The sequence below is a fragment of the Aliirhizobium cellulosilyticum genome (genome assembly GCF_014198105.1).
GTDB lineage: Bacteria > Pseudomonadota > Alphaproteobacteria > Rhizobiales > Rhizobiaceae > Neorhizobium > Neorhizobium cellulosilyticum.
The window spans coordinates 1,581,294-1,602,839 of record NZ_JACIGW010000001.1; the positions used below are offsets into that span (position 1 = coordinate 1,581,294).

At 60.3% G+C, this 21,546-nt stretch carries 18 protein-coding genes; 2 read left to right on the plus strand and 16 right to left on the minus strand.

What is annotated here, in order from left to right; translation table 11 throughout:
* Positions 1-30: 30 nt before the first annotated feature.
* The 10 genes from GGE33_RS07415 to GGE33_RS07460 all read right to left on the minus strand — a co-directional run bounded on the left by GGE33_RS07415 (position 31) and on the right by GGE33_RS07460 (position 12,535).
* Positions 31-387 carry an RcnB family protein gene (locus tag GGE33_RS07415; protein ID WP_148146493.1) on the minus strand — a complete coding sequence of 119 codons (357 nt, stop codon included), beginning with the start codon at positions 385-387 and terminating at the stop codon, positions 31-33.
* A gap of 150 nt (positions 388-537) precedes the next feature.
* Complete coding sequence (locus tag GGE33_RS07420) at positions 538-2,157, minus strand: glycoside hydrolase family 43 protein (protein ID WP_183821769.1); 1,620 nt, start codon at positions 2,155-2,157, stop codon at positions 538-540.
* Positions 2,158-2,418: 261 nt separating this feature from the next.
* Positions 2,419-3,468 carry an L-glyceraldehyde 3-phosphate reductase gene (mgrA, locus tag GGE33_RS07425; protein WP_183821771.1) on the minus strand — a complete coding sequence of 350 codons (1,050 nt, stop codon included), beginning with the start codon at positions 3,466-3,468 and terminating at the stop codon, positions 2,419-2,421.
* A gap of 67 nt (positions 3,469-3,535) precedes the next feature.
* Positions 3,536-4,669, minus strand: coding sequence for a Gfo/Idh/MocA family protein (locus tag GGE33_RS07430; protein WP_183821773.1), 1,134 nt, complete (start codon positions 4,667-4,669; stop codon positions 3,536-3,538).
* Between the two features lie 28 nt (positions 4,670-4,697).
* Entirely contained in the window at positions 4,698-5,462 is a 765-nt protein-coding gene (locus tag GGE33_RS07435; protein WP_183821775.1) for a sugar phosphate isomerase/epimerase family protein, read from the minus strand.
* A gap of 23 nt (positions 5,463-5,485) precedes the next feature.
* The gene (locus GGE33_RS07440) at positions 5,486-7,948 is read right to left on the minus strand and encodes a beta-mannosidase (protein ID WP_183821777.1); all 2,463 of its coding nucleotides are present in this window, start codon (positions 7,946-7,948) and stop codon (positions 5,486-5,488) included.
* Between the two features lie 274 nt (positions 7,949-8,222).
* A complete protein-coding gene (locus GGE33_RS07445; protein ID WP_183821779.1) occupies positions 8,223-9,320 on the minus strand; it encodes an ABC transporter ATP-binding protein in 1,098 nt (365 codons plus the stop codon).
* Between the two features lie 6 nt (positions 9,321-9,326).
* Entirely contained in the window at positions 9,327-10,271 is a 945-nt protein-coding gene (locus tag GGE33_RS07450; RefSeq protein WP_148146486.1) for a carbohydrate ABC transporter permease, read from the minus strand.
* A complete protein-coding gene (locus tag GGE33_RS07455) occupies positions 10,264-11,199 on the minus strand; it encodes a carbohydrate ABC transporter permease (RefSeq protein WP_148146485.1) in 936 nt (311 codons plus the stop codon). Before GGE33_RS07455 ends, GGE33_RS07450 begins: the two co-directional genes overlap by 8 nt.
* 103 nt (positions 11,200-11,302) lie before the next feature.
* A complete protein-coding gene (locus GGE33_RS07460) occupies positions 11,303-12,535 on the minus strand; it encodes an ABC transporter substrate-binding protein (RefSeq protein ID WP_183821781.1) in 1,233 nt (410 codons plus the stop codon).
* Between the two features lie 358 nt (positions 12,536-12,893).
* On the opposite strand from GGE33_RS07460, the gene GGE33_RS07465 reads away from it, so the two are divergent.
* Positions 12,894-13,940: a LacI family transcriptional regulator gene (locus GGE33_RS07465; protein ID WP_183821783.1), complete on the plus strand. Its 1,047-nt coding sequence runs from the start codon at positions 12,894-12,896 to the stop codon at positions 13,938-13,940.
* A gap of 60 nt (positions 13,941-14,000) precedes the next feature.
* Here the strand turns inward: GGE33_RS07465 and gndA are convergent, their stop codons facing one another.
* The 5 genes from gndA to ccoG form a co-directional block, all read right to left on the minus strand.
* Positions 14,001-15,434: an NADP-dependent phosphogluconate dehydrogenase gene (gndA, locus tag GGE33_RS07470; protein ID WP_183821785.1), complete on the minus strand. Its 1,434-nt coding sequence runs from the start codon at positions 15,432-15,434 to the stop codon at positions 14,001-14,003.
* A gap of 117 nt (positions 15,435-15,551) precedes the next feature.
* Complete coding sequence (ccoS, locus tag GGE33_RS07475) at positions 15,552-15,704, minus strand: cbb3-type cytochrome oxidase assembly protein CcoS (protein WP_112455538.1); 153 nt, start codon at positions 15,702-15,704, stop codon at positions 15,552-15,554.
* A complete protein-coding gene (locus tag GGE33_RS07480; RefSeq protein WP_183821787.1) occupies positions 15,701-17,980 on the minus strand; it encodes a cation-translocating P-type ATPase in 2,280 nt (759 codons plus the stop codon). The genes ccoS and GGE33_RS07480 overlap by 4 nt, the downstream gene beginning before the upstream one ends.
* The gene (locus GGE33_RS07485) at positions 17,980-18,471 is read right to left on the minus strand and encodes a FixH family protein (protein WP_183821789.1); all 492 of its coding nucleotides are present in this window, start codon (positions 18,469-18,471) and stop codon (positions 17,980-17,982) included. Before GGE33_RS07485 ends, GGE33_RS07480 begins: the two co-directional genes overlap by 1 nt.
* Positions 18,468-20,054: a cytochrome c oxidase accessory protein CcoG gene (gene ccoG, locus GGE33_RS07490; protein ID WP_183821791.1), complete on the minus strand. Its 1,587-nt coding sequence runs from the start codon at positions 20,052-20,054 to the stop codon at positions 18,468-18,470. Before ccoG ends, GGE33_RS07485 begins: the two co-directional genes overlap by 4 nt.
* Before the next feature lie 130 nt (positions 20,055-20,184).
* Between ccoG and GGE33_RS07495 the strand changes: the two genes are divergently transcribed.
* Positions 20,185-20,589, plus strand: a complete 405-nt coding sequence (locus GGE33_RS07495) for an SRPBCC family protein (protein ID WP_183821793.1) — start codon at positions 20,185-20,187, stop codon at positions 20,587-20,589.
* 92 nt (positions 20,590-20,681) lie between these two features.
* Here GGE33_RS07495 and ccoP read toward each other — a convergent pair whose 3' ends face one another.
* Positions 20,682-21,545 carry a cytochrome-c oxidase, cbb3-type subunit III gene (ccoP, locus tag GGE33_RS07500; protein WP_183821795.1) on the minus strand — a complete coding sequence of 288 codons (864 nt, stop codon included), beginning with the start codon at positions 21,543-21,545 and terminating at the stop codon, positions 20,682-20,684.
* Between the last annotated feature and the right edge of the window lies 1 nt (position 21,546).

The following is a 21,546-nucleotide window of genomic DNA, read 5'->3' on the forward strand; positions in this document are numbered from 1 at the left end:
GACACACCCGCCGGTCTCCTATTTTTGCTCTTAGCGAGCAGCGATGATGCTGGAGATGACGCCGGTGGCGATGCCGATCATCAGGTAGTCGTTATCGACCTTTACCCACTTATAGCCGCGCGGCGGAGCCGACAGACGGTAACGGCGGTAGTCGCGAACATCAGCCATACGACGGCGCTCGGCTGCAGTCGCACGATGCCCCTTGGACCAGCGCTGCTTGTGGATGACCACCTTCTTGTCGACATGGACGCGCTTGTCTACCCGCTTGTCGACGTGACGCTCGACCTGACGGCTGCGGTCATTGCGCCAATCCTGCGCCTGGGCTGCGGTGGCGATCGGGCCGGCCAGAACGGTGGCGGCAACAAGTGCGACAATGAACTTCTTCATGGCTAAATCCTCGCGTTGAACACAGCCAAGAATTAGGGCGCAAGCGATGAATGCCGTATGAATGTAAGATTAAATATGCGTAATGAAAATATGGACTTGCGGTAACGTTCTCATGGCGAAAATTAACGAATTCGCAAGCCCTTCCAAAGATCAGCCGGGAATCGCCTCATAGGAGAAGCGGCTGAAATCCGCTGATTTCGCCCGGCCAGACGTATCGAAGGCGAACATGCCGGCAAAGGCACCGGTAAACGAGCCGTGCTCGCCGCGCCCACCCTCGTCCGATATTACGCTGGCATCAAGGGTGGGGCCGATCGGCTGCCAATCATTCGTTCCGCCGGAACGCCACGAAAATTGCAGGTCGTTGTCGCGGATTTCCATGGAAAGCTCCACCGGGCCATCGGGGATGGCGACGCCGCTACCGGCCGGGAACTGCATGCGGCCATGGGGAAAATCACCAGGGCAGGAAAAGATCGTCACAACGCGGCCGAGCTTTTCATGCAAGGTGACGACTAGGGCGTGGAACTTGTGCCGATTGTAATAGTGGGCCAGGCCGCAGGCCTGCTGGTAGGTGTCGGGATCGAAGGTCTCAACCGTGGTTTCAGCCCGAAACCTGTGATGCTCCTGCCGGCGAGCGACAAGGGACTGCTCGAACCACGAGCCGATGCTTTCGCGGCCGATCAGACGCAGGCGGCCGGGATTTGCCGTGAGGCTGAAGATGCGATCCGGCTCAGGCGTGCGCAGCCATTGAAAGTCGATCGGCAGCGTGTCACCGTCGAAGGTGTAATTGATACGTTCGGGTTTTGCGGCTGGCTCGGCGTCGGTTGGAGCAGGCACATCGACATCCGGCACGAGGCCGCTCTGGGCGAGATAAAGCCAATCGTCCTCCTTCCAGACGCATTTCTGCAGGCCGGTTTCGCGGCCGAGCGGTGAGCGACGGTTGGGCGCCAGCGGCCGGCTGCAGAGATGGGTGTGGTAGACGTCACCATCCGGTGTCTCGACATATTGGCCATGGCCGGAGCGCTGCAGAACGGCCTCGGGATTATCCTTCGACGTCAGCAGATGGGTGTTGGGGTGGAGTTCGTATTGTCCATCGATCGTGCGCGAGCGGGCCATGGTTACCGCGTGGTCGTAACCGGTGCCGCCTTCAGCCGTCGTCAGGTAATACCAGCCGTTGCGCTTGAACAGATGCGGTGCTTCGACGAGGCCGAGCGGACTGCCGGGAAAGATGTTGGTGATCGGGCCTTTCAGCGCGTTTGCCTCAACATCCCATTCCTGCAACAGGATGCCGTCGAAGGCCGGATGTTTCGGCGCGCCGCCATAGCTTTCGGTGCGATGGTTCCACTGCATGTTGACGAACCATTTGCGGCCATCGTCATCATGGAACAAAGACGGGTCGAAACCGGAGGAATTGGCATAGGCCGGATCGGACCACTCGCCTTCGATCGTCGGTGATGTGACGATGTAGTTGTGGGCATCCTTGAAATTGCCGTCATAACGTTTGACGTCGGTGTAGACCAGCCAGAACAGGCCATCGGCATAAGAGAGGCACGGTGCCCAGACGCCGCAGCTATCGGGATTGCCGCGCATATCGAGCTGGGATTTTCGTTCTAGCGGGCGGCGGATGAGCGTCCAGTTGACGAGGTCGCGGGAGTGGTAGATCTGGACCCCGGGATACCATTCGAACGTGGAGGTGGCGATGTAATAGTCCTCGCCGACACGGCAGATCGATGGGTCGGCGTTGAAGCCGGGCAGGATCGGGTTGCGGATCATGATCGTGTCTCCTCCCAGAGAATGTGTGAGGCGGCTCCTCAACCGCCTTTCGGCAATTTTTGATGTCTGTGTTGGCGACCGGAGCTGCCCCTCATCCGCCTGCCGGCACCTTCTCCCCGTTCTGACGGGGAGAAGGACGCAAGTCGCACCTCTCCGCATCTCGCTGACGTTCACCGTGGCAAGTCCCCTCTCCCCGCCTGCGGGGAGAGGGTTAGGGTGAGGGGCAGCTTCTTGCACAGAGCGTGGGCAACTATCTCCCGCCTACTTGTTCCGTGCCGGCCCCTGACGTTCTGCCGAGGCTGCCCAGATGTTGATGTCGGCCTCCTTTGCGAACCCGTCGATCTCGGCCAGCTCTTTCGCCGCGAAATCGCGCTTTTCGAGAGCCTTGACGCAATCCTCGACCTGTTCCGGGCGGCTCGCGCCGATCAGGGCGGTGGTAACACGATCACCACGCAGGACCCAGGCGAGCGCCATCTGGGCCAGGGTCTGACCGCGGCGTTCGGCGATTGCGTTAAGGCCCTTGAGGTTCTCGATGTTCTTGTCGTTGAGGAAAGCCGGACGCAGCGACTTGCCCTGGGCCGCGCGGCTGTCTTCCGGGATGCCGCCGAGATATTTCGAGGTCAGCATGCCCTGCGCCAGCGGCGAGAAGACGATCGAGCCAACACCGAGGTCTTCCAGCGTATCGAGAAGACCGTCTTCCTCGACCCAGCGGTTGATCATCGAATAGCTCGGCTGATGGATGAGGACCGGCACGCCCATCGCTTTGAGGATTTCGACCGCTTCGCGGGTGCGCTTGGAATTGTAAGACGAGAGGCCAACGTAAAGCGCCCTGCCCGAGCGGACGATGTGTTCCAGCGCGCCGCAGGTTTCCTCGAGCGGCGTATCCGGGTCGAAGCGGTGCGAATAGAAGATGTCGACGTAGTCGAGACCCATGCGCTTGAGGCTCTGGTCGCAGGAGGCGATCAGATATTTGCGGCTGCCCCATTCGCCGTAAGGACCCGGCCACATGTTGTAGCCGGCTTTCGACGAGATGATCAGTTCGTCGCGAAGGCCGGAAAATTCCTTGCGCAGGATCTGGCCGAAGGCGAGTTCGGCGCTGCCGGGCTTCGGGCCATAGTTGTTGGCGAGATCGAAATGGGTGATGCCGAGATCGAATGCCTTCTCGCAGATATCGACCTTGCGTTGGTGCGGCGTGTCGTCACCGAAATTGTGCCAGAGGCCGAGCGAGATCGCCGGCAGCTTGAGGCCGGATTTGCCGCAGCGATTATAGGTCATGCTTTCGTAGCGGTTTTCCGCCGGGAGCCAAGCCATATGAAAAGTCCTCCAAATGAAACCGGCGCCGAACCTCATTTCCGGCGCCGGCAGCAGTTGTAGCGTCTCACGCCAGAAGCGCCAGTGCCTCTTCTATTCCAAGTGCCGCAGGCTTGGTGCAGGTCGTCGTGGTGGCGACGAAATTGCCCTCCGCACCGGATTTCAGGATCGAGGTCATGACATCGACACCGTGAAGCGCGCGGTCAATCGAGCAGCGGATATCGCGGCCTTCGATCAGCGCCACCGCCATATCGGCCAGACCCGCCGTGCGGTAATTGGCGCGCGGGCCGTTCGGATGGTCCTGGTTGGCCTTGCCGAAGGGATGGTCCCAATCCTTGAGCGGCTGGATATCCTTGTTCCGGCCGCTCGCCTCGACCACGCCGCCGAAGAAGTTCGGGTCGGGCACGTAGAGCGAGCCTTCCGTGCCATAGAGCTCCATATTTGCATGGCGGTGGGACCAGACATCCCAGCTGGCCGAGAGCGTGATCGTCGCGCCTTCCGCGAACTCCAGCAATGCATGGATGTTGGTTGGGGTTTCGACCGGGATGATCGTGCCGTTCAGCGGCTCGCTGGTGACGGTGCGGGTCTTGTTCGCCATCGAGGTTAAAGCCGCGACACGCTTTACCGGGCCGAGGAAGTTGATCAGGTTGGCAATATAATAGGGACCGAGATCGAGGATCGGGCCGCCGCCATTCAGGAAGAAGAAGCCCGGATTTGGGTGCCACATTTCCATGCCGGGGCTCATGACGTGGCAGGTGCCCGACGTGATGCGCCCTACCCCGCCGCCATCGATATAGGCTCTGGCCAACTGGTGCGCGCCGCCGAGAAAAGTGTCGGGTGCGCAGCCGACAGCAAGGCCCTTCGACTTCGCCAGCGCCTGCAGTTGCTTGCCCTCTTCCAGCGTCACCGTCAGCGGCTTTTCCGAATAGACGTGCTTGCCAGCTTCGAGGATCGCCTTTGACACGGGGAAATGCGCATCCGGGATGGTCAGATTGACGATCAGGTCGATCTCGCTATTGGCGAGAAGCTCTTCGACCGTTTGCGCCTTGACGCCATATTCCTTGGCTTTCGCCTCGGCAGCGGCCGGGTTCAGGTCGGCGCAGGCCAGAACCCTGATGCCCTTGAACAGCGGTGACAGCGAAAAGTAGGTGGTGGAAATGTTGCCGCATCCGAGGATGCCGACGCCAAGTTCCTTGGTCATTGGGGAAACTCCGAATGATTACGTGAGATCAGTAGGTGTTGAAGGCGGCGATGGAACGGGAGGCAAGGCGCTCGATATCCTTGGGATTATCGTGCTCCAGAACATAGTATTTCGCCGAAGTCTTCGCCTTCAAGGCGGCGATCAGATCCTTCCACGGAACGGTGCCGTGACCGACATCCGCCCAGCCGTCCTCATCGGTGTTTTCACCGGCCGGCGCGATATCCTTAACGTGGACGGCGGTGATCTTCCGGCCATAGCTTTCGATCCAGGCGAAGGGGTCGGCGCCGCCGCGGATGACCCAGGCGATATCGGCTTCCCAGGTGAGATCCGGACCGCCGGCAAAAATCTGTTCCTGCGGGGTGGAGCCATCCGGCAATGCCTTGAACTCGAAATCGTGGTTGTGCCAGCCGAATGTATAGCCGGCATCCTGATAACGCTTGCCGGCTTCAGCCAGCCGCTTGCCGAAAGCGAACCAGCCGCCAGCGTCGGTCGGGCGCTGGTCGGCAACCAGATGCGGGCAATAGATTGCCTCGATACCGAGCGTCTTTGCAATCAGCAGCGCCTGTTCCGGCTCCTTTTCGAGAAGGTCGATGCCGAAATGGCCGGTCGGCATGGTGAGGCCGTTGGCGTCGAGTTCGGCGCGCATGGCCTTGAGGCCCGCCTCGTCCAGCGTCGCATAGAGCGCGCCATAACCCTCAACGTGTTTGTAGCCGTTTTTCGCCACGAGTTTCAGCACGTCGGAGAGCGGCGGGAAATTGCGGGCGCTATAAAGCTGGAAACCAAAGGTCGTCATGTCATCCTCCTTGAAATGAAATATCAGCCTGCGGACTGGCAGGATTGAAGATCGTAGATGCGGAAAACGGGCGGGGAGTCTTGGGAACTTGCCGCCTCTGGGGGACTTGCCGCCGGCACGCTCGGGGTGAAGCGAACCTTTCGGTTTTCGCCGGCGGCAAGATCGAAAGCGTTGTCGGAATAACGGCCTGGCGTCTCGCTCTCGATCAGGACGAAAAGTGCGAGGCCGGCGGACTGGACGAGAATGTCGAACGAGCCGTCTCCGGATGGAGACACCGACATTTCCAGGCTGGCGGGCAGAAGCTCCAGCGCCTTGTAGCTGTCCATCACATGATGGCCCTCGCCGCCTGAACCGTTAGACGCTGTGAAGTTCCAGGAAAGCAGGCTGTCTCTCGGGATCGTGTCTGCGGGGATGGTCAGGGCAGTGACTGCCGCATCCGGTGAGCAGACGGCGTCGATTCTCCTCAGTGAGCGGCGCTCGCCCCTCAGGCTGAGGGTCGAGATGTTGAGTGTTACGGTGACGTCTTCGAGCGTGTCGTTGACCAGCGAGAAGCGGATCTCCTTTCCGTCGTCGGACGGGATGGCGGCGACGGCGACCGGCTGGAAGAAGCGGCGGGCCATGTAATGCAGCACTTTCCAGCCGCCGCCGTAATCGAGGCTTGCCCAGGAGGCGACGGGCCATGTGTCGTTGAGCTGCCAGTAAAGCGCGCCCATGCAATGCGGCTTCAGCGAGCGCCAGTAGTCGACCGCCGTTTTGATCGCGATACCCTGCTGGACCTGGCTCAGATAGACGAAATTGGCAAAATCCTTCGGAAAGCGGAAATTGCGAAACATGGTGGCGGCGATGCGCTCGTTGCCGCCGACATTGCGCTGGTGATGCTCCATCACCGGCGAGGCGATGTTGAGATCCTTGTCTTCGGCGTAGGTTTGGATCACCGGCAGCGACGTGTAGGACTGGAAGCCGAATTCGGAGCAGAAGCGCGGCTTGACATCGCGGTAGTGTTCGAACGGCTTGTTCTCGTGCCAGACCGACCAGAAATGCATATCGCCGGAACCATCGGCATGCCAGGCATCGCCGTAATCGAGATAACCCGACGCCGGGCTCGACGGCCACCAGATCGCCTGCGGCACTGCCTTTTTCATCGCCCGCTCGATGGTGTGGTTGAGGCGGTCATAGGAGACGAGGTAGCGGTCGCGATTATTGCGGGTCTCCTCGTACCAGAGAAGCGCGCCGACGAGTTCGTTGTCACCGCACCACAGCACGATCGAGGGATGGGAGATCAGCCGCTTCGTTTGGTAGTCGACCTCGTGTTCGACATTTTCGAGGAAATCCGGCGTCGAGGGATAGATGTTGCAAGCGAACTGAAAATCCTGCCAGACCATCAGGCCGAGGCGGTCGCAAGTGTCGTAGAAATGCTCGTCCTCGTAAAAGCCGCCGCCCCAGATGCGGATCATGTTCATGTTGGCGTCGACGGCGGATTGCAGCAGATCTTCCGTCTTCTCCGGCCTGGTGAGCGAGAAGAGCGCGTCGGCGGGAATCCAGTTGGCGCCACGGCAGAAGATTTCGCGACCATTGATGCGGAAGGCGAAACGGCTGCCGGCCTCGTCCTTGTCGGTCAGGAGTTCGACGGTACGCAGGCCGATCTGGCGGGTGATCGTCTCGCTCGGCGTATCGACGATCAGTGAATAGAGCGCCTGTTCGCCGCTTCCGGCCGGCCACCAGAGTTTGGGGTTCTCGACATGGAAGACGTGGGTGATGCTGTTTTCGCCGGGGCGCATACGGCAATCGAGACGAAGGCGTTCTTCGTCGAATTGCAGATGGATGGGGACTACGCCCTGTGTGTCGGCGTGGAAGGATACGGTGACGTGGAGATCGACGGAGCCATCATTGTGATGTCTCTGCTCGGTGACGACATGTTCGATGCGGGCGATATCCAGGCGTTTCAGGGAGATTTCGCCGTAGAGGCCGAGCGGTGAGATCGCGAGGTTCCAGTCCCAGCCGAAATGGCATTGCGGCTTGCGCAGCATGTTGCCATCGGGGATCGGGCAGTTTTTCGAAAACGGCAGGTAAAAGGGCTGCCTTGCCTGGCGCTCCGCCCCTGCCTTGATGTTGGAATGGAAGAGGATACGAACCGTGTTTTCGCCCGGCTTCAGGGCAGACGAGACATCGGGGCGATAACGGCGGAAGCAGTTGTCGGCGGAGAGAACGGGCACATCGTTGACGAAAACAATCGCCACCGTGTCGAGATAGGTGATGTCGAGATACCAAGAGCCATCCGGGTCATCGATGACAAAGGTCCTTTCGATCTGCCAATCCTGATGGGCGACCCACTGAACGTCGTTTTCGTTGCGGCCGATATAGGGGTCCGGGATAATGCCGGCGGTTTTCAGCGCTGTGTGGATGTCGCCGGGAATCGGCATGCTGGTGGCGTGGGTGCTGTCGGGGGATGAGAGGTGCCATTGGCCGGTGAGCGGGATGATGGTCATTGGTGCCTCCCGGAGAGGTCACCATTTGCGGCAGCGAGCCCCCCTCTGGCCTGCCGGCCATCTCCCCCACAAGGGGGGAGATCAGCTAGGCTCAACGTTCTGCCCCAATTTTCACCGGAACTCGTCTCACCAAGTTGATTGCTCTCCATTTGAAGGCTCAGCAAAGAGCAAGCGTAGAGCTTGGGCAAAGGGCGCGCCACTTGTGATCTCCCCCCTTGTGGGGGAGATGGCCGGCAGGCCAGAGGCGGGTGGAACGAGGGACGCAGGACGGCCATCAGATCCGTTCCTCCGTTTCCGCATCGAACAGCGAGGCCATGGTCATGTCGAAGCCGAGGCGGACTTTTGCGCCGACGGCGTAACGCCGGGCTCCGCCGATGCGGACGGAGATCGTGTGGCCGGCGAGTTTCAGCCAGATCAGGTTGTCGGCGCCCATGGGCTCCTCGATGTCGACGATTGCGTCATGGGCCTCCTCACCCGTCAGATCGCCATCGACCTTGATATGTTCGGGGCGGACACCGAGCACGACCTTGCGGCCGGGGGGCAGCGTTTCTGTCGCCTCGTAGCCGGTGAGCGAAAAGCTGGTGCCATTGGTTCTGAACACCGTGCGGCCGCCCTCGTCGGCCAGTTCGCCGGTCAGAAAGTTCATCGAGGGCGAACCGATGAAGCCGGCGACGAACTTGTTCCGCGGGCGGTTATAGATGGTGATAGGGTCGTCGAGCTGCTGGATGACGCCGCTCTTCATGATGGCGATGCGGTCTGCCAGCGTCAGCGCCTCGATCTGGTCGTGGGTGACGTAGATCATCGTGTTCTTCAGCGACTGGTGCAGGCGCTTGATCTCGACACGCAGTTCGGAGCGCAGTTTTGCATCGAGGTTGGAAAGCGGTTCGTCGAACAGGAAGACATCGACATCGCGAACAAGCGCGCGGCCGATCGCGACGCGCTGGCGCTGGCCGCCGGAGAGCGCTGCGGGCTTGCGCTGCAACAGCGGCTCGATCTGCAGGATGCCAGCTGCACGGGCGATGCGCTTTGCAATCTCCTCCTTGGGCATGCCGGCGACTTTGAGCCCGAAAGACAGGTTCTTCTCGACCGTCATCTGCGGGTAAAGCGCATAGGACTGGAATACCATGCCGATGCCGCGGTCCTTGGGTTCTTCCCAGGTGACATTCTTGTCCTTGATGAAGATCTGGCCGTCGGTCGGCTCCAGCAGGCCGGCGATGCAGTTGAGCAATGTCGACTTGCCGCAGCCGGAGGAGCCGAGCAGGACGAGGAATTCGCCGTCCTTGATGTCGAGATCGAGATTCTGAAGAACGGTCACCGCCCCGAAGTGTAGGGACAGGTCACGGATGGAAACGGAATTGGAGAGGTCGGTCATCAAGGCTTACCCCTTAACTGCGCCGGCGGCGATGCCGCGAACGAACAGCCGGCCGGAGACGAAATAGACGATGAGCGGAACAGCGCCGGTGAGCAGCGTCGCTGCCATGTTGACGTTGTATTCCTTCACCCCCTGGACGGAGTTGACGATGTTGTTGAGCTGGACGGTCATTGGATAGGTATCCGGCCGCGTGAAGACGACGCCGAAGAGAAAGTCGTTCCAGATGCCGGTGACCTGAATGATGATCGCGACGACGAAGATCGGCAGCGACATGGGCAGCATGATGCGGCCGTAGATCTGCCAAAAGCCTGCGCCATCGATGCGCGCGGCCTTGAACAGCTCTTCCGGCAGGCCGGCGAAATAGTTGCGGAAAAGCAGCGTCAGGATCGGCATGCCGAAGATCGTGTGGACGATGACGAGGCCGGTCAGCGAGCCGTAGATGCCGATCTCGCGCAAGATGATAACGAGGGGGTAGATCATTACCTGATAGGGAATGAAGGCACCGATGATGAGCACGGAGAAGAACAGCTCCGAGCCTTTGAAGCGCCAGTTGGCAAGCGCATAACCGCTGACCGAGGCGACCGCGATCGAGACGATAACCGAGGGCACGAGAATGCGCACCGAGTTCCAGAAGCCGCGGGAAAGACCGTCGCAGTTGAGGCCGGTGCAGGCCTCAGCCCAGGCCTTCACCCAGGGCTCAAAGGTGATTTCCATCGGCGGCGAGAAGATGTTGCCGAGACGGACTTCCGGCATGCCCTTCAATGAGGTCACGACCATCACGTAGAGCGGCAGGAGGTAATAGAGCGCTGCCAGACCGAGGATGCCGTAGATCATGATATTGCGGCGGGAGAGGACCTTTTTCGGTTTCTTGCCGCGCGGTCCCGCTGCAATTTCAGTTCTCACGGCGTCTATCGCAGCGCCGGTCGCATTGAGAGTGGAGACGTTAGCCACGCTTCTTCCCTCCGAATTCGAGATAGGCCCAGGGGATGATGATGATGGCGACGGTAAGCAGCATCATGGTGGAGGCGGCAAAGCCCTGCCCCAGGTTCTGCGCCTGGAACATGTAGTCATAGACATATTTGGCAGGCACTTCCGACGCATTGCCGGGGCCGCCTGACGTCTGCGCCACGACCAGATCGTAAAGCTTGACGATGCCGCTGCCGATGAGCACGAGCGTGGTGATGAAGACCGGGCGCATCATCGGGATGACGACGAAAAGATAGGTCCGCCACATCGGGATGCCGTCGACGCGCGCCGCCTTCCAGATATCCTCGTCGATGCCGCGCAGGCCGGCAAGCATCAGGCACATGACGAGCCCTGTCCCCTGCCAGAGACCTGCGATCAGGATGCCGTAGATGACGATATCGGGATTGTAGAGCGGGTCGAAGGTGAAGCTTGTCCAGCCAAGCGAACGGACGATGCCCTGCACGCCGAATTCCGGATTGAGGATCCATTGCCAGACAAGGCCGGTGACAATGAAGGACAAAGCGAAGGGATAAAGGAAAATGGTGCGGAAGGCGCTTTCGAAGCGGATCTTCTGGTCCATCAGCGCTGCCAGCACGAAGCCGACCACGAGCGAGAAGATCAGGGACAGGATGCCGTAGATCAAGAGGTTCTGGATCGAGATGATCCAGCGGGACGAGGCCCAAAGGCGCTCATACTGGTCAAAACCGACAAAGCTTGCGCGCGGCAGAAGTCTGGAATTGGTGAAGGAATATATCACCGTCCAGATCGTGCCGCCGAAGAACACGACCGCGGCAACTAATATCATGGGGGTGAGCGCAATCTTGGAATTGAGATTGCGGAAGAGCTGATTAGGCCGGCCGGACGATTTCGGCAGCGGTCTGGATGGTGTAGCGGACGGCACGGTACGAGACATTATTCCTCCTCGATCGGCGCGCTCAAGGCGCAGCCTTTCCTTCCGGCCCCGCCCCTCTTGCGAAAGGGCGAGGCCAGTGCGGTTCAGGATCGTGATGGAGTGATCAGTCCGCCGAGCCGATGATGGAGGCGAAGCGTTCCTGCGCCTGTTTCGGCGTGATCGACGCATTGGCGAAGAATTCGGACATCAGGTCCTCCTTCTGCTTCTGCGTATCGGCCGAAACGAGCTGGTCGGTACTGGTTGCCGTGCTGCCCTTCGAGATGATCTCGATGCCCTTCTTCATGCAGTCGTTTGCAGCAGCAAGATCGACGTCACTCCGGATCGGCACGGAGCCCTTCTTGAGGTTGAAGGCGACCTGCACCTTGGGATCGACGATCGTTTCCGCCAGCACTTCCTGCGCCTTGGACTTTGCCTCGTCCTTCAGAACCGGGAAGTAGATGGCGTCACCACCGGTGGTCAGGGTCTGATTGAGACCAAGGCCCGGGAGGCAGGTATAGTCCTTGCCGGCAACCTTTCCGGCCTGCTGGAACTCGCCCTGCGCCCAGTCACCCATGATCTGGCCTCCGGCCTTGCCGGTGATGACCAGATTGGTGGCCTGGTTCCAGTCCTGCACGTTGGAGCCCTTGGCAAGCTTGCGGGCATCGTCGGCCGCCGCAAAAATCTTTGCCATTTCAGGACCGGCCGCGGTTTCCTCGTCCTTTTCCTTGTAGACCTTGTTGTAGAGGTCTGTGCCGCCCAGCGCGATTACCAGCGTGTCGAACAGGCCGTTGACCTGGAAGGCGGAACCGCCCACGGCGAGCGGTTGAAGACCGGCTTCCCGCAACTTGGGGCCGGCTGCGACGAACTCGTTCCAGTCTTTCGGGACCGGTACGCCCGCCTTTTCGAAGGCCGCATTGGAAAGCCACAACCACTGCCAGGAATGGATGTTGACCGGGGCGCAGTAGATCTTGCCCTCAAAGGTGCAGCTGTCGAGCAGGCTCGCGGGTTTGATGATATCCTTCCATTTGCCCTTTTCGGCGACGTCGCTCAGGTCGCGCATCAGGCCGGACATGACCAGTTCTTCGGCCTGGCGTCCGTGGTTGAACTGGGTGGCGCCCATCGGGTCACCACCGGTGATACGGCTGATCATGATCGGGCGCGCCGTGCTGCCTGAACCGGCAATTGCACCATCGACCCATTTATTGCCGGTTGCATCGAATGCGGTCGCCAGCTCTTTCACGGCTGCCGCCTCGCCTCCCGATGTCCACCAATGCGTGACTTCCAGATCGGCGGCCATAGCTGCACAAGGCAGCGCCGCGGTGGCAGCCAGAACGGCTGCAAATGCACGGATACGCATGAGTCTCCTCCCTCACTGAAACGTTGCAGTAAAAAGCTAGGGCAAAGCCAGAGGGGTGGCAAGCCTGCTTCTCCAAATTATTGCATGACCCATCACAATAACAACTTATAAGAGCATTAAATTCAGAATTATCAGGTATATAATTCCATGAAATGCCGCCATGAGATCGATCCAAGGCGATTTTATTTCGCATATGCACAAAATCGATGTGCAATTGCGTAATGCCAACACATGGTTGCGGATCGAGATGTTTTCGTCGGAGACGGGTTGAAAATTACCTGTAACGTTTCAGTTTTTTCTGTAATAACCGGACTGCGTCATTCAAAAGCCAATGGCGGCAATCGATGCGAGCAGCAAGATGGACGAGATCAGAAAAACATCCACGAGCAGCGCGGCGGCTAACGAACGCCCTACCCTCAAGACGATCGCCTTCATGACGGGTCTTGGGATCACGACCGTATCGCGCGCGCTGAAAGATGCGCCGGATATCGGGTCCGAGACCAAGGAGCGCGTACGACTGGTGGCGCGCCAGCTCGGCTACCAGCCGAACCGGGCGGGTGTGCGCCTGCGGACCGGCAAGACCAACGTGATCGCGCTGGTGCTGAGCATCGAGCAGGAATTGATGGGCTTCACCAGCCAGATGGTGCAGGGAATTTCGGAAGTGCTGGGGGGAACCCAGTATCACCTCGTGGTGACGCCGCACTCCTTCGAGAAAGACCCGATGGTGCCGGTGCGCTACATTCTCGATACCGGTTCGGCGGATGGAGTGATCATCTCGCGCATGGAACCGGAGGATCCGCGCGTGCGCCTGATGACGGAACGGAACCTGCCTTTCGTTACCCATGGGCGAACGGATATGGGCATTGTTCACCCATTCCACGACTTCGACAACGAGGCCTATGTCTATCAGGCGGTGCAACGCCTCGTGCAGCGTGGAAGACGGCGCATCGCGCTCCTGGCGCCGCTCAGCCGGTTTTCCTACCAGATACATAGCCGGATAGGTTTCGAGCACGGCATGAACGATTTTCAGGTGACGGAAGTTTCGATGGGCCGGATGACCACGGAGACGCCACTCGAGGAAATCCGCGCCTATGCGGAGCGCCTGTGTCGCCTTACTGAGCCGCCGGACGGTATCATCTCGCTCAGCGGATCCGCATCGATCGCACTGGTTGCCGGAGCCGAGGCAGCCGGACGCCGGCTAGGCAAGGAGATCGATATTGTCTCGAAACAGTCGGCCGAATTCTTGAACTGGATCAGGCCGGAAATGCTGACCGTGACGGAAGACGTGCGTCACGCCGGCCGGGAACTGGCAAAGGCGGTACTGGCCCGTATCGACGGTGTAGCGCCCGAATTGCTGCAGAGTATCGATGGTCCGGTCTGGTCGCAGATGGGACCGAAGGATTAGGCATTACCTGCAAAAAAGCCCGGCACTTGGCCGGGCTTTTTCATCTAGTTTATCAAGCGATCAGGCGAAATCGGCGAGGCCGCTGCCCCAGGGGCCGTGATGCTTGTCGACGCAATCGAGGCGGTCGAAACCGTGCGCGCCGAAGAAGTCGCGCTGGGCCTGGATGAGGTTGGCCGTGCCCCTGCCGCGACGGTAGGCGTCGAAGTAGGAAAGAGCCGAAGTGAGCGCCGGAGCCGGCAGGCCGTTCAGTGCTGCATAGGAGACGATACGGCGAAGCGCGCCGTCGGTTTCCTTGACCAGTTGCGAGAATGCCGGGGTGACGATGAGGTTTGCCACGTTCGGATCCTTGGTGAAGGCCGAGGTGATCTCATCGAGGAACTGCGAACGGATGATGCAGCCGGCGCGCCAGATCTTGGCGATCGTCGGCATAGGCAGGTTCCAGCCGAATTCCTTCGAGGCTTCCGCCATGACGGCAAAGCCCTGCGCATAAGCGCCGATTTTGGCGGCCAGAAGCGCGAGTTCCAGATCGGCGAGGAAGGCCATGCCATCCTTCGGGCGATCGACCAGCGCTGGCTTGCCGAGGATCTTTTCGGCGGCCTGACGCTCGGACCGGAGCGAGGAGATGACGCGGCCGGCAACGGCTGCTTCGATGGCGGTCGCTGCAACGCCCATGTTCTGGGCCTCGATGACCGACCACTTGCCGGTGCCCTTCTGGCCGGCACTGTCGACGATGATATCGACCATCGGCTTACCGGTGATCGGGTCGTTGGCCTTCAGCACCTTTTCCGAGATTTCCATGAGATAGGAATCAAGGCGACCTTCGTTCCAGCGGCCGAAGACGCCGCCGATCTCGGGTGCGCTCATGCCGAGGCCGTCACGCAGGATGCCGTAGATTTCGGCGATCATCTGCATGTCGGCATATTCGATGCCGTTATGGATGGTCTTGACGAAGTGGCCGGCACCGTTCGGGCCGAGCCAATCGACGCAGGGTTCGCCGTTGAATTTTGCCGAAATCGAGGTCAGGACCTTTTCGACGCGCTTCCAGCTGTCTTCCGTGCCGCCGACCATGATGGATGGTCCGTGACGCGCACCTTCCTCGCCACCGGAGACGCCCATGCCGATGAAGGTCAGGTCGCTGCCTTCGAGGCTCTTGAAGCGCCGCATCGTATCGCGGAAATTGGCATTGCCGGCGTCGATCATGATGTCGCCGGACGACAGGTAGGGCTTCAGAAGTTCCATCTGCTGATCGACCGGATCTCCGGCCTTGATCATGATGATGATCGGGCGTGGCGGGCGGATGGCCTTGATGAAATCTTCCATTGTTTCGCACGGAATGATCTGGCCCTGAAGAGCGCCTGCATCCGCGTAGAATTTCTTGGTGACTTCGGTAGTGCGGTTGAAAACCGCGATCTTGTTGCCTTTTTCAGCAATATTGAGGGCAAGGTTGGCGCCCATGACGCCAAGGCCGATTAGGCCGATTTCTGCCTGTTCCACGGGAGGAGCCTCCGATTTTGTTGCGCCTTCTTTTGGCATTGGTGCGCCATGGGGGCAAGGGAGCGATTGTCTAAATCGGCCATATTACGCTTTTGTATACCCCTATATCCTTGCCCATCAGCCGGGACGATCCTCGCCGTCGTCGATGATGCGCCATGCGGCGCCGTCAAGATCGTCATACTGGCCGTTCTTCAACGACCAGAGGAAAGCCGCAAGCCCGAGGCCGCCGAGAAACAGCGCGACCGGGATGAGGTAGATGAGCATGTTCATGCGGCGCGCATCTTTCCTTTTTCAGCCGTCTTCTCGGCCCCCGCCTGTGCCGCCAGATCCTCGCTGCCGATCCGGTTCAGCCTGAGTGCGTTGACGACGACGATGATCGAAGAGGTGGACATGGCGACGGCTGCGATCAGCGGCGTTGCATAGCCGGCAAGCGCGATCGGCACGGCGATGATGTTGTAACCGATGGCGAGCCCGAAATTCTGCCGGATCAGGCGGCTTGCGCGGCGCGAGATATCGACCGCCAGAGGCACGGCATTGAGGCTTTCATGCATGAAGACGAAATCTGCGGCCTTGCGGCCGATATCCGCCGCGGTAGCCGGCGCCATCGAGACATAGGCCGCGGCGAGCGCCGGCGCATCGTTGATACCATCGCCGACCATCAGCACGTTGCGGCCTTCGCCGGCAAGCGAGGCGCAATAATCGGCCTTGCCCTTGGGCGAGACTTCCGCCTTCCAGCGCGCGATGCCGAGTTGAGCCGTCAGCGCCCTTACCGGCCCAGCGCGATCACCCGAGACGAGGTCGACTGGCATGCCGTCAGCTTCAAGCGTGCGGACGGCCCAGGCGGCGTCCTGACGAAGCGCATCCTCGAAACGGATGCAGGCGACCTCGTGACCGTCGCGCGACAGCACGACTTCGAGATCGGCGTTCTCGCTGCCGCTCACGTCACCGCAGGCGAAGCGGCGATTGCCGAGCCTGTAGAGCCCTTCGGCACGGCGAGCCTCCAGCCCGCTTCCGGGGATTTCGATCACGTCGTCGAAGAGCGGGAACGGGCCGGATACCACGGCGCAGATTGCCCGCGACAGCGGATGGCGCGAATGGGCAGCAAGGCCGGCTGCAAGCGACAGAATAGGCCCCGGAATATCGCTGCCATTGACGAGGCGCGGGCGGCCGAGCGTCAGGGTTCCGGTCTTGTCGAAGATGACGCTGTCCGCCTGGGCGAGCCGTTCCATGGCCGAGCCGTCCTTGACCATGATGCCGTTCTTGAACAGGCGACCGGCGGCGACGACCTGGACGACCGGCACGGCCAGCCCAAGCGCGCAGGGGCAGGTAATGATCAGGACGGCGATCGCGATCAGCATGGCGCGCTTCCAGTCCCCGCCGGCAAGCCCCCACGAGACGAAGGCGGTAAGTGCCAGAAGATGGACTGCCGGCGAATAATATTGCGCGGCTCGGTCTGCGAGACGGCGGTAACCGGCCTTGGCGCCTTCGGCCACTTCCATCAGCGCGATGACTTCGGCGAGGAAGGATTCTCTTGCCGTTGCGGTGACCTTGATGACGAGCGAGCCGGTGAGGCTGAGCGTGCCGGCATGGACGGCGGCACCGGCTGCGACGGCCTGCGGCACGCTTTCGCCGTTGACGATCGAGACATCGAGATCGCTTGCGCCCCATTCGACGGTGCCATCGACGGGAATGCGTTCGCCAGCGGCAATCGCGACGCGATCTCCGGGTTTCACGTCCTCGACGGGGCGGTATTCACGCGTACCATCGGGCAAGACGACCATGGCACCGCGCGGTGACAGGCGGGCAAGACCGCTGATCGCCGCCCTCGCCCGGTCACGCATGATATGGTCGAGCGTTCGACCGATCAGCAGGAAGAACAGAAGCGAGACGGTAGCATCGAACCAGGCATGTTCGCCGTGATGCATGGTCTCCCACAGCGACACCGCATAGGAGAGCGTGATCGCAAGAGCGATCGGCACGTCCATGTTGGTGCGGCCGCGTTTCAGGACGGCCCATGCAGAGGAGTAGAAAAACCGGCCGCCATAGATCAGTGCGGGTGCGGCGATGAAGGCGGAGATCCAGTGGAACATGTCACGCGTGGCATCATCGGCACCGGACCATACGGAGACCGACAGAAGCATGATATTGGCGGCGGCGAAACCGCAAAGGGCGACTGCGCGCACGAGGTCGCGCTGCAGCTTGTCGCCGTCATCAAGCGAGGCATCGAAAAGATAGGCGTCATAGCCGGTTGCCGCGGTGATCGAGCCGACGAAGCCGGCCGGATCGACGGACAGTTCGTCGGATTTCTGCCGCCAGACGATGGAGACACGTTTGGTTGAGAGGTTGACGCGAGCCTTTTCTACCGCGGGCATGGCCTTCAGCGCGTTTTCGATCGAGACGATGCAGGCGCCGCAATGGACGCCCGGAACGCTCAGGTCCACCTGCCGCCTGCCTTCGCCGAGATCGCGGCTTGCCAGCAGCATTTCTTCGGAAGACGGTGCGGACCTGACGATCTCGCCTTCCGTTCCGGGTGCGCAGCAGCTCATTATTTTGCTCCGTGGACAGAGACACGCTCCGCATGGTGGAGGATGCGTTCTCCGCCGCGCTCGGCGATTGCCTCGACGATCCAGTGACCCGGCAGGATGTCATGGGAAGCGCTGAAAGCTCCCTTGCCTTCTGCGGTCATATCGATGCTGAAATCCTGATGCTCGCCGACAGGGCGCTTGAAATTGAGGACAAGGTGGTCTGCTTCAACCGGCTGTCCGTCGGGGCCGAGCACTTCATAGCGAGCTCCATTGGCGGCGACGGCGAGCTTGCCGTTGACACCCGTCGCGGCAAGCGCCCTCGCTTGGGCCACCTTGCCGTTGAACTGCTGGCTGGCGACATAGGTGTTCGGGACGACGAGACCGCTCCAACTGGTAATGGCGTTATAGGCCATGAAGACATTGACCGAGATGATCGTGCCGAAGAAGAGCACCATGACGCCCGCCATGTGCCAGCCCGTGAAAACGAAGCCCTTTTGCGATGCCGTGCTCATCTCTTGCCTCCTGGTACGAAAAAGTTAGCCGAGTAACTGTTGCGCTCGTGACTGGAGCGGTCTTCGGCGATGAAATGGAAGGATGCTTCGCTTTTGGCTTCATCCTTCGGCAGCGTGACATAGACCTTCAGCGCCATCGCCTTGTCCGGCGCGGCCTCGATGGCGAATTCGCGTCCGGGCACGTCCGAAATGCCGATGATCTTCATCGTCGCCTCCGGCATGCCGTCGAGCGTCAGCATGATTGTGCGCGGTTCGGGGATCATGTTGAGGAGGCGAACGGTGTAGCCATTGCGGATGGAACCATCCGACTCCATGACGAATTGCGGATTGCGATCATGCAGCACGTTGATTTCCAGCCGGTCGCGGGACAGGAGCGCAACGACAAGGCCGATGCCGACCGCAGTCCAGACGCCCATATAGAGCAACGTGCGCGGGCGAAGCAGGATTTTCCAGTTGAAATGGCGGACGCCTTCAACAAAACCACCATCCGGCTTGCGGGCTCGGGTGGGATTGATCGGCGATGTACCACCGGCCGTCGCCAGCGCCATGTTGGCATCGTATTCGTCGAGCGTCGCATAAGCGATCAGACCGCGTTCCTTGCCGATCTTGTCCATCACGCCATCGCAGGCGTCGATACAGAGTGCACAGGTGATACAGGCCATCTGCTGGCCGTCGCGAATATCGATGCCCATGGGACAGACTGCGACGCAGGCGTTGCAATCGACGCAGTCGCCGACGATCTGGCCGCTCGCTGCCGCCTTCTTGGCGTGGCGGCTGCGCGGTTCACCGCGCCAGTCGTTATAAGTCACGACCAGAGAATGCTCGTCGAGCATGGCGCCCTGAATACGCGGCCAGGGACACATGTAGATACAGACCTGCTCGCGCATCAGGCCACCGAGCAGATAGGTGGTGGCGGTCAGGATGGCGACGGTGGAATATGCAACGAAGGCGGCCTGACCGGTGATGAAATCGAAGGCAAGAGATGGCGCGTCGGCGAAATAGAAGATCCAGGCGCCGCCTGTAGCGATTGCGATGGCAATCCAGATCGAATGCTTGACGACACGCTTGGCGATCTTGTTCGCTGTCCAGGGGCCGGCATCGAGTTTCATCCGCGCATTGCGATCGCCTTCAATGAAGCGTTCGACGACGAGAAAGAGATCGACCCAGACCGTCTGGGGACAGGCATATCCGCACCAGGCGCGACCGACGGCCGAGGTCAGCAGGAAAAGGCCAAAGCCCGCCATGACCAGAAGGCCGGCAACGAAGATGAATTCCTGCGGCCAGATCTCGATGAAGAAGAAATAGAAGCGCCGGCTGGCGAGATCGACAAGCACGGCCTGATCCGGTGCGAAGGGGCCACGATCCCACCTGATCCACGGCGTCAGATAATAGATGCCCAGCGTGACAAGCATCACCAGCCATTTGAACCGGCGGAAACGTCCCTCGGCACGCTTGGGAAAAATCTTCTTGCGTTTTTCATAAAGCGGCTGGCGTTTTTCGCCAGGCGAATGCACCGCCTTGACATCAATCCGTTCGACAGATGCGTCACCTGCGGCAACGCTTTCGGCGGTATAGAGATTCATCGGAACATTCCTTTGCACCATGCCTTTTCCCACCGCGCGACCCTCAATTCCTTGACGCAAGTCAAGGCATGCAGCATTCGCAGACCGGTTCACGCCCCTCGCCCATGCGGACGACAGAACGGAGATTACAATGACACCAATGCCCGCACGCATCATTCACACGACGATCGACAGGCCCTGGCGTGACGTCTACGCCTTCGCATCCCAGCCGGAAAACATGCCCCGATGGGCTGCCGGCCTCGCTTCGGGCTTGAGCCGAGAAGGCGAAGACTGGATCGGCGACGGTGGGCCTATCGGCAAGATCCGTGTGCGGTTTACGCCCCGAAACGATCTTGGCGTCATCGATCACACCGTCACGCTGGATACAGGGAGGAGTTTCGAAAATGCACTGCGGGTCGTGCCCAATGGCGATGGCGCAGAAATCATGTTCACCTTGCTCCGACAGCCAGACACGGACGATCAGGCTTTCGAGGTGGATGCGGCGGCCATCCAAACGGACCTAAGCACCCTGAAGCATATCCTTGAACAATCCTAATCGGCCGTAACCTCCTGCCATACCGGATGTTCGATGGCCGGGACCCAAGGATCCCGGCCCAAGAGAGTTTCTGCCCTGGAAGGACTGAAACTCTACTCCCCGCCTCCCAGGGAATGGACATAAACTGCCAACTGCTTGACGGTGACGTCACCAAGACGGGTGGTCCAGGCCGGCATGACGCCATGCTTCGGTGCACGGATCTGGCCCGCAATCTGATCTTCACCATGCACTTTCAGCCAGATGGCGTCGGCCAGGTTCGGAGCACCCAGATCACGATTGCCCTCGGCATTTTCGCCGTGGCAGGATGCGCAGTTATCCATGAAGATCTGCTTTCCGGGTTCGACCATCGAAGGATCGCGAGGCTTACCGGTGAGGCTGACAACATAGGCCGCTGCCTGACGTATTTCGTCCGGCTGAAGCACATCCGCAAAAGCAGTCATCTCACCGATACGAGTATCGGGATCAACCGCATCGCGAATTCCATGCGCAACAGTCTGGTAGATGGCATCTACGCTGCCACCCCAAAGCCAGTCATCGTCGTTAAGGTTGGGATAACCTTCACCACCGGCTGCACCGGTTCCGTGACAGGGCGTGCAGTTGACGCGGAAAGCCGCCGCGCCGCCGGCCATGGCAAACTGGTTGAGTTCAGGGTTGGCGATGATTTCTTCTGGTGTCGCAGCCGCGATCCGTTCAAGGATTGCGCCCTGGGCTGCTTTTGCTGTCGCCATTTCGTCCAACAGCGCACCACGGCTGGAATAGCCGAGAACACCGCGGGTCGCATCGTTTACCAGCGGCCATGCAGGATAAAGGACGGTGTATCCGAGAGCCCAGACGATCGTGGCGTAAAACGTCCACACCCACCAGCGGGGCATGGGATTGTTCAGTTCGCGGATGCCGTCCCACTCGTGGCCGGTGGTTTCGACGCCGCTGATCTCATCGATATGTTTGTCCGCCATT

Bases quoted from the DNA above. Each gene is read 5' to 3' on its own strand.
- GGE33_RS07415 (WP_148146493.1), bottom strand. From the start codon at position 387: ATGAAGAAGTTCATTGTCGCACTTGTTGCCGCCACCGTTCTGGCCGGC.
- GGE33_RS07420 (WP_183821769.1), bottom strand. From the start codon at position 2,157: ATGATCCGCAACCCGATCCTGCCCGGCTTCAACGCCGACCCATCGATC.
- mgrA (WP_183821771.1), bottom strand. From the start codon at position 3,468: ATGGCTTGGCTCCCGGCGGAAAACCGCTACGAAAGCATGACCTATAAT.
- GGE33_RS07430 (WP_183821773.1), bottom strand. From the start codon at position 4,669: ATGACCAAGGAACTTGGCGTCGGCATCCTCGGATGCGGCAACATTTCC.
- GGE33_RS07435 (WP_183821775.1), bottom strand. From the start codon at position 5,462: ATGACGACCTTTGGTTTCCAGCTTTATAGCGCCCGCAATTTCCCGCCG.
- GGE33_RS07440 (WP_183821777.1), bottom strand. From the start codon at position 7,948: ATGACCATCATCCCGCTCACCGGCCAATGGCACCTCTCATCCCCCGAC.
- GGE33_RS07445 (WP_183821779.1), bottom strand. From the start codon at position 9,320: ATGACCGACCTCTCCAATTCCGTTTCCATCCGTGACCTGTCCCTACAC.
- GGE33_RS07455 (WP_148146485.1), bottom strand. From the start codon at position 11,199: ATGTCTCGTACCGTGCCGTCCGCTACACCATCCAGACCGCTGCCGAAA.
- GGE33_RS07460 (WP_183821781.1), bottom strand. From the start codon at position 12,535: ATGCGTATCCGTGCATTTGCAGCCGTTCTGGCTGCCACCGCGGCGCTG.
- GGE33_RS07465 (WP_183821783.1), top strand. From the start codon at position 12,894: ATGGACGAGATCAGAAAAACATCCACGAGCAGCGCGGCGGCTAACGAA.
- ccoS (WP_112455538.1), bottom strand. From the start codon at position 15,704: ATGAACATGCTCATCTACCTCATCCCGGTCGCGCTGTTTCTCGGCGGC.
- GGE33_RS07480 (WP_183821787.1), bottom strand. From the start codon at position 17,980: ATGAGCTGCTGCGCACCCGGAACGGAAGGCGAGATCGTCAGGTCCGCA.
- GGE33_RS07485 (WP_183821789.1), bottom strand. From the start codon at position 18,471: ATGAGCACGGCATCGCAAAAGGGCTTCGTTTTCACGGGCTGGCACATG.
- ccoG (WP_183821791.1), bottom strand. From the start codon at position 20,054: ATGAATCTCTATACCGCCGAAAGCGTTGCCGCAGGTGACGCATCTGTC.
- GGE33_RS07495 (WP_183821793.1), top strand. From the start codon at position 20,185: ATGACACCAATGCCCGCACGCATCATTCACACGACGATCGACAGGCCC.
- ccoP (WP_183821795.1), bottom strand. From the start codon at position 21,545: ATGGCGGACAAACATATCGATGAGATCAGCGGCGTCGAAACCACCGGC.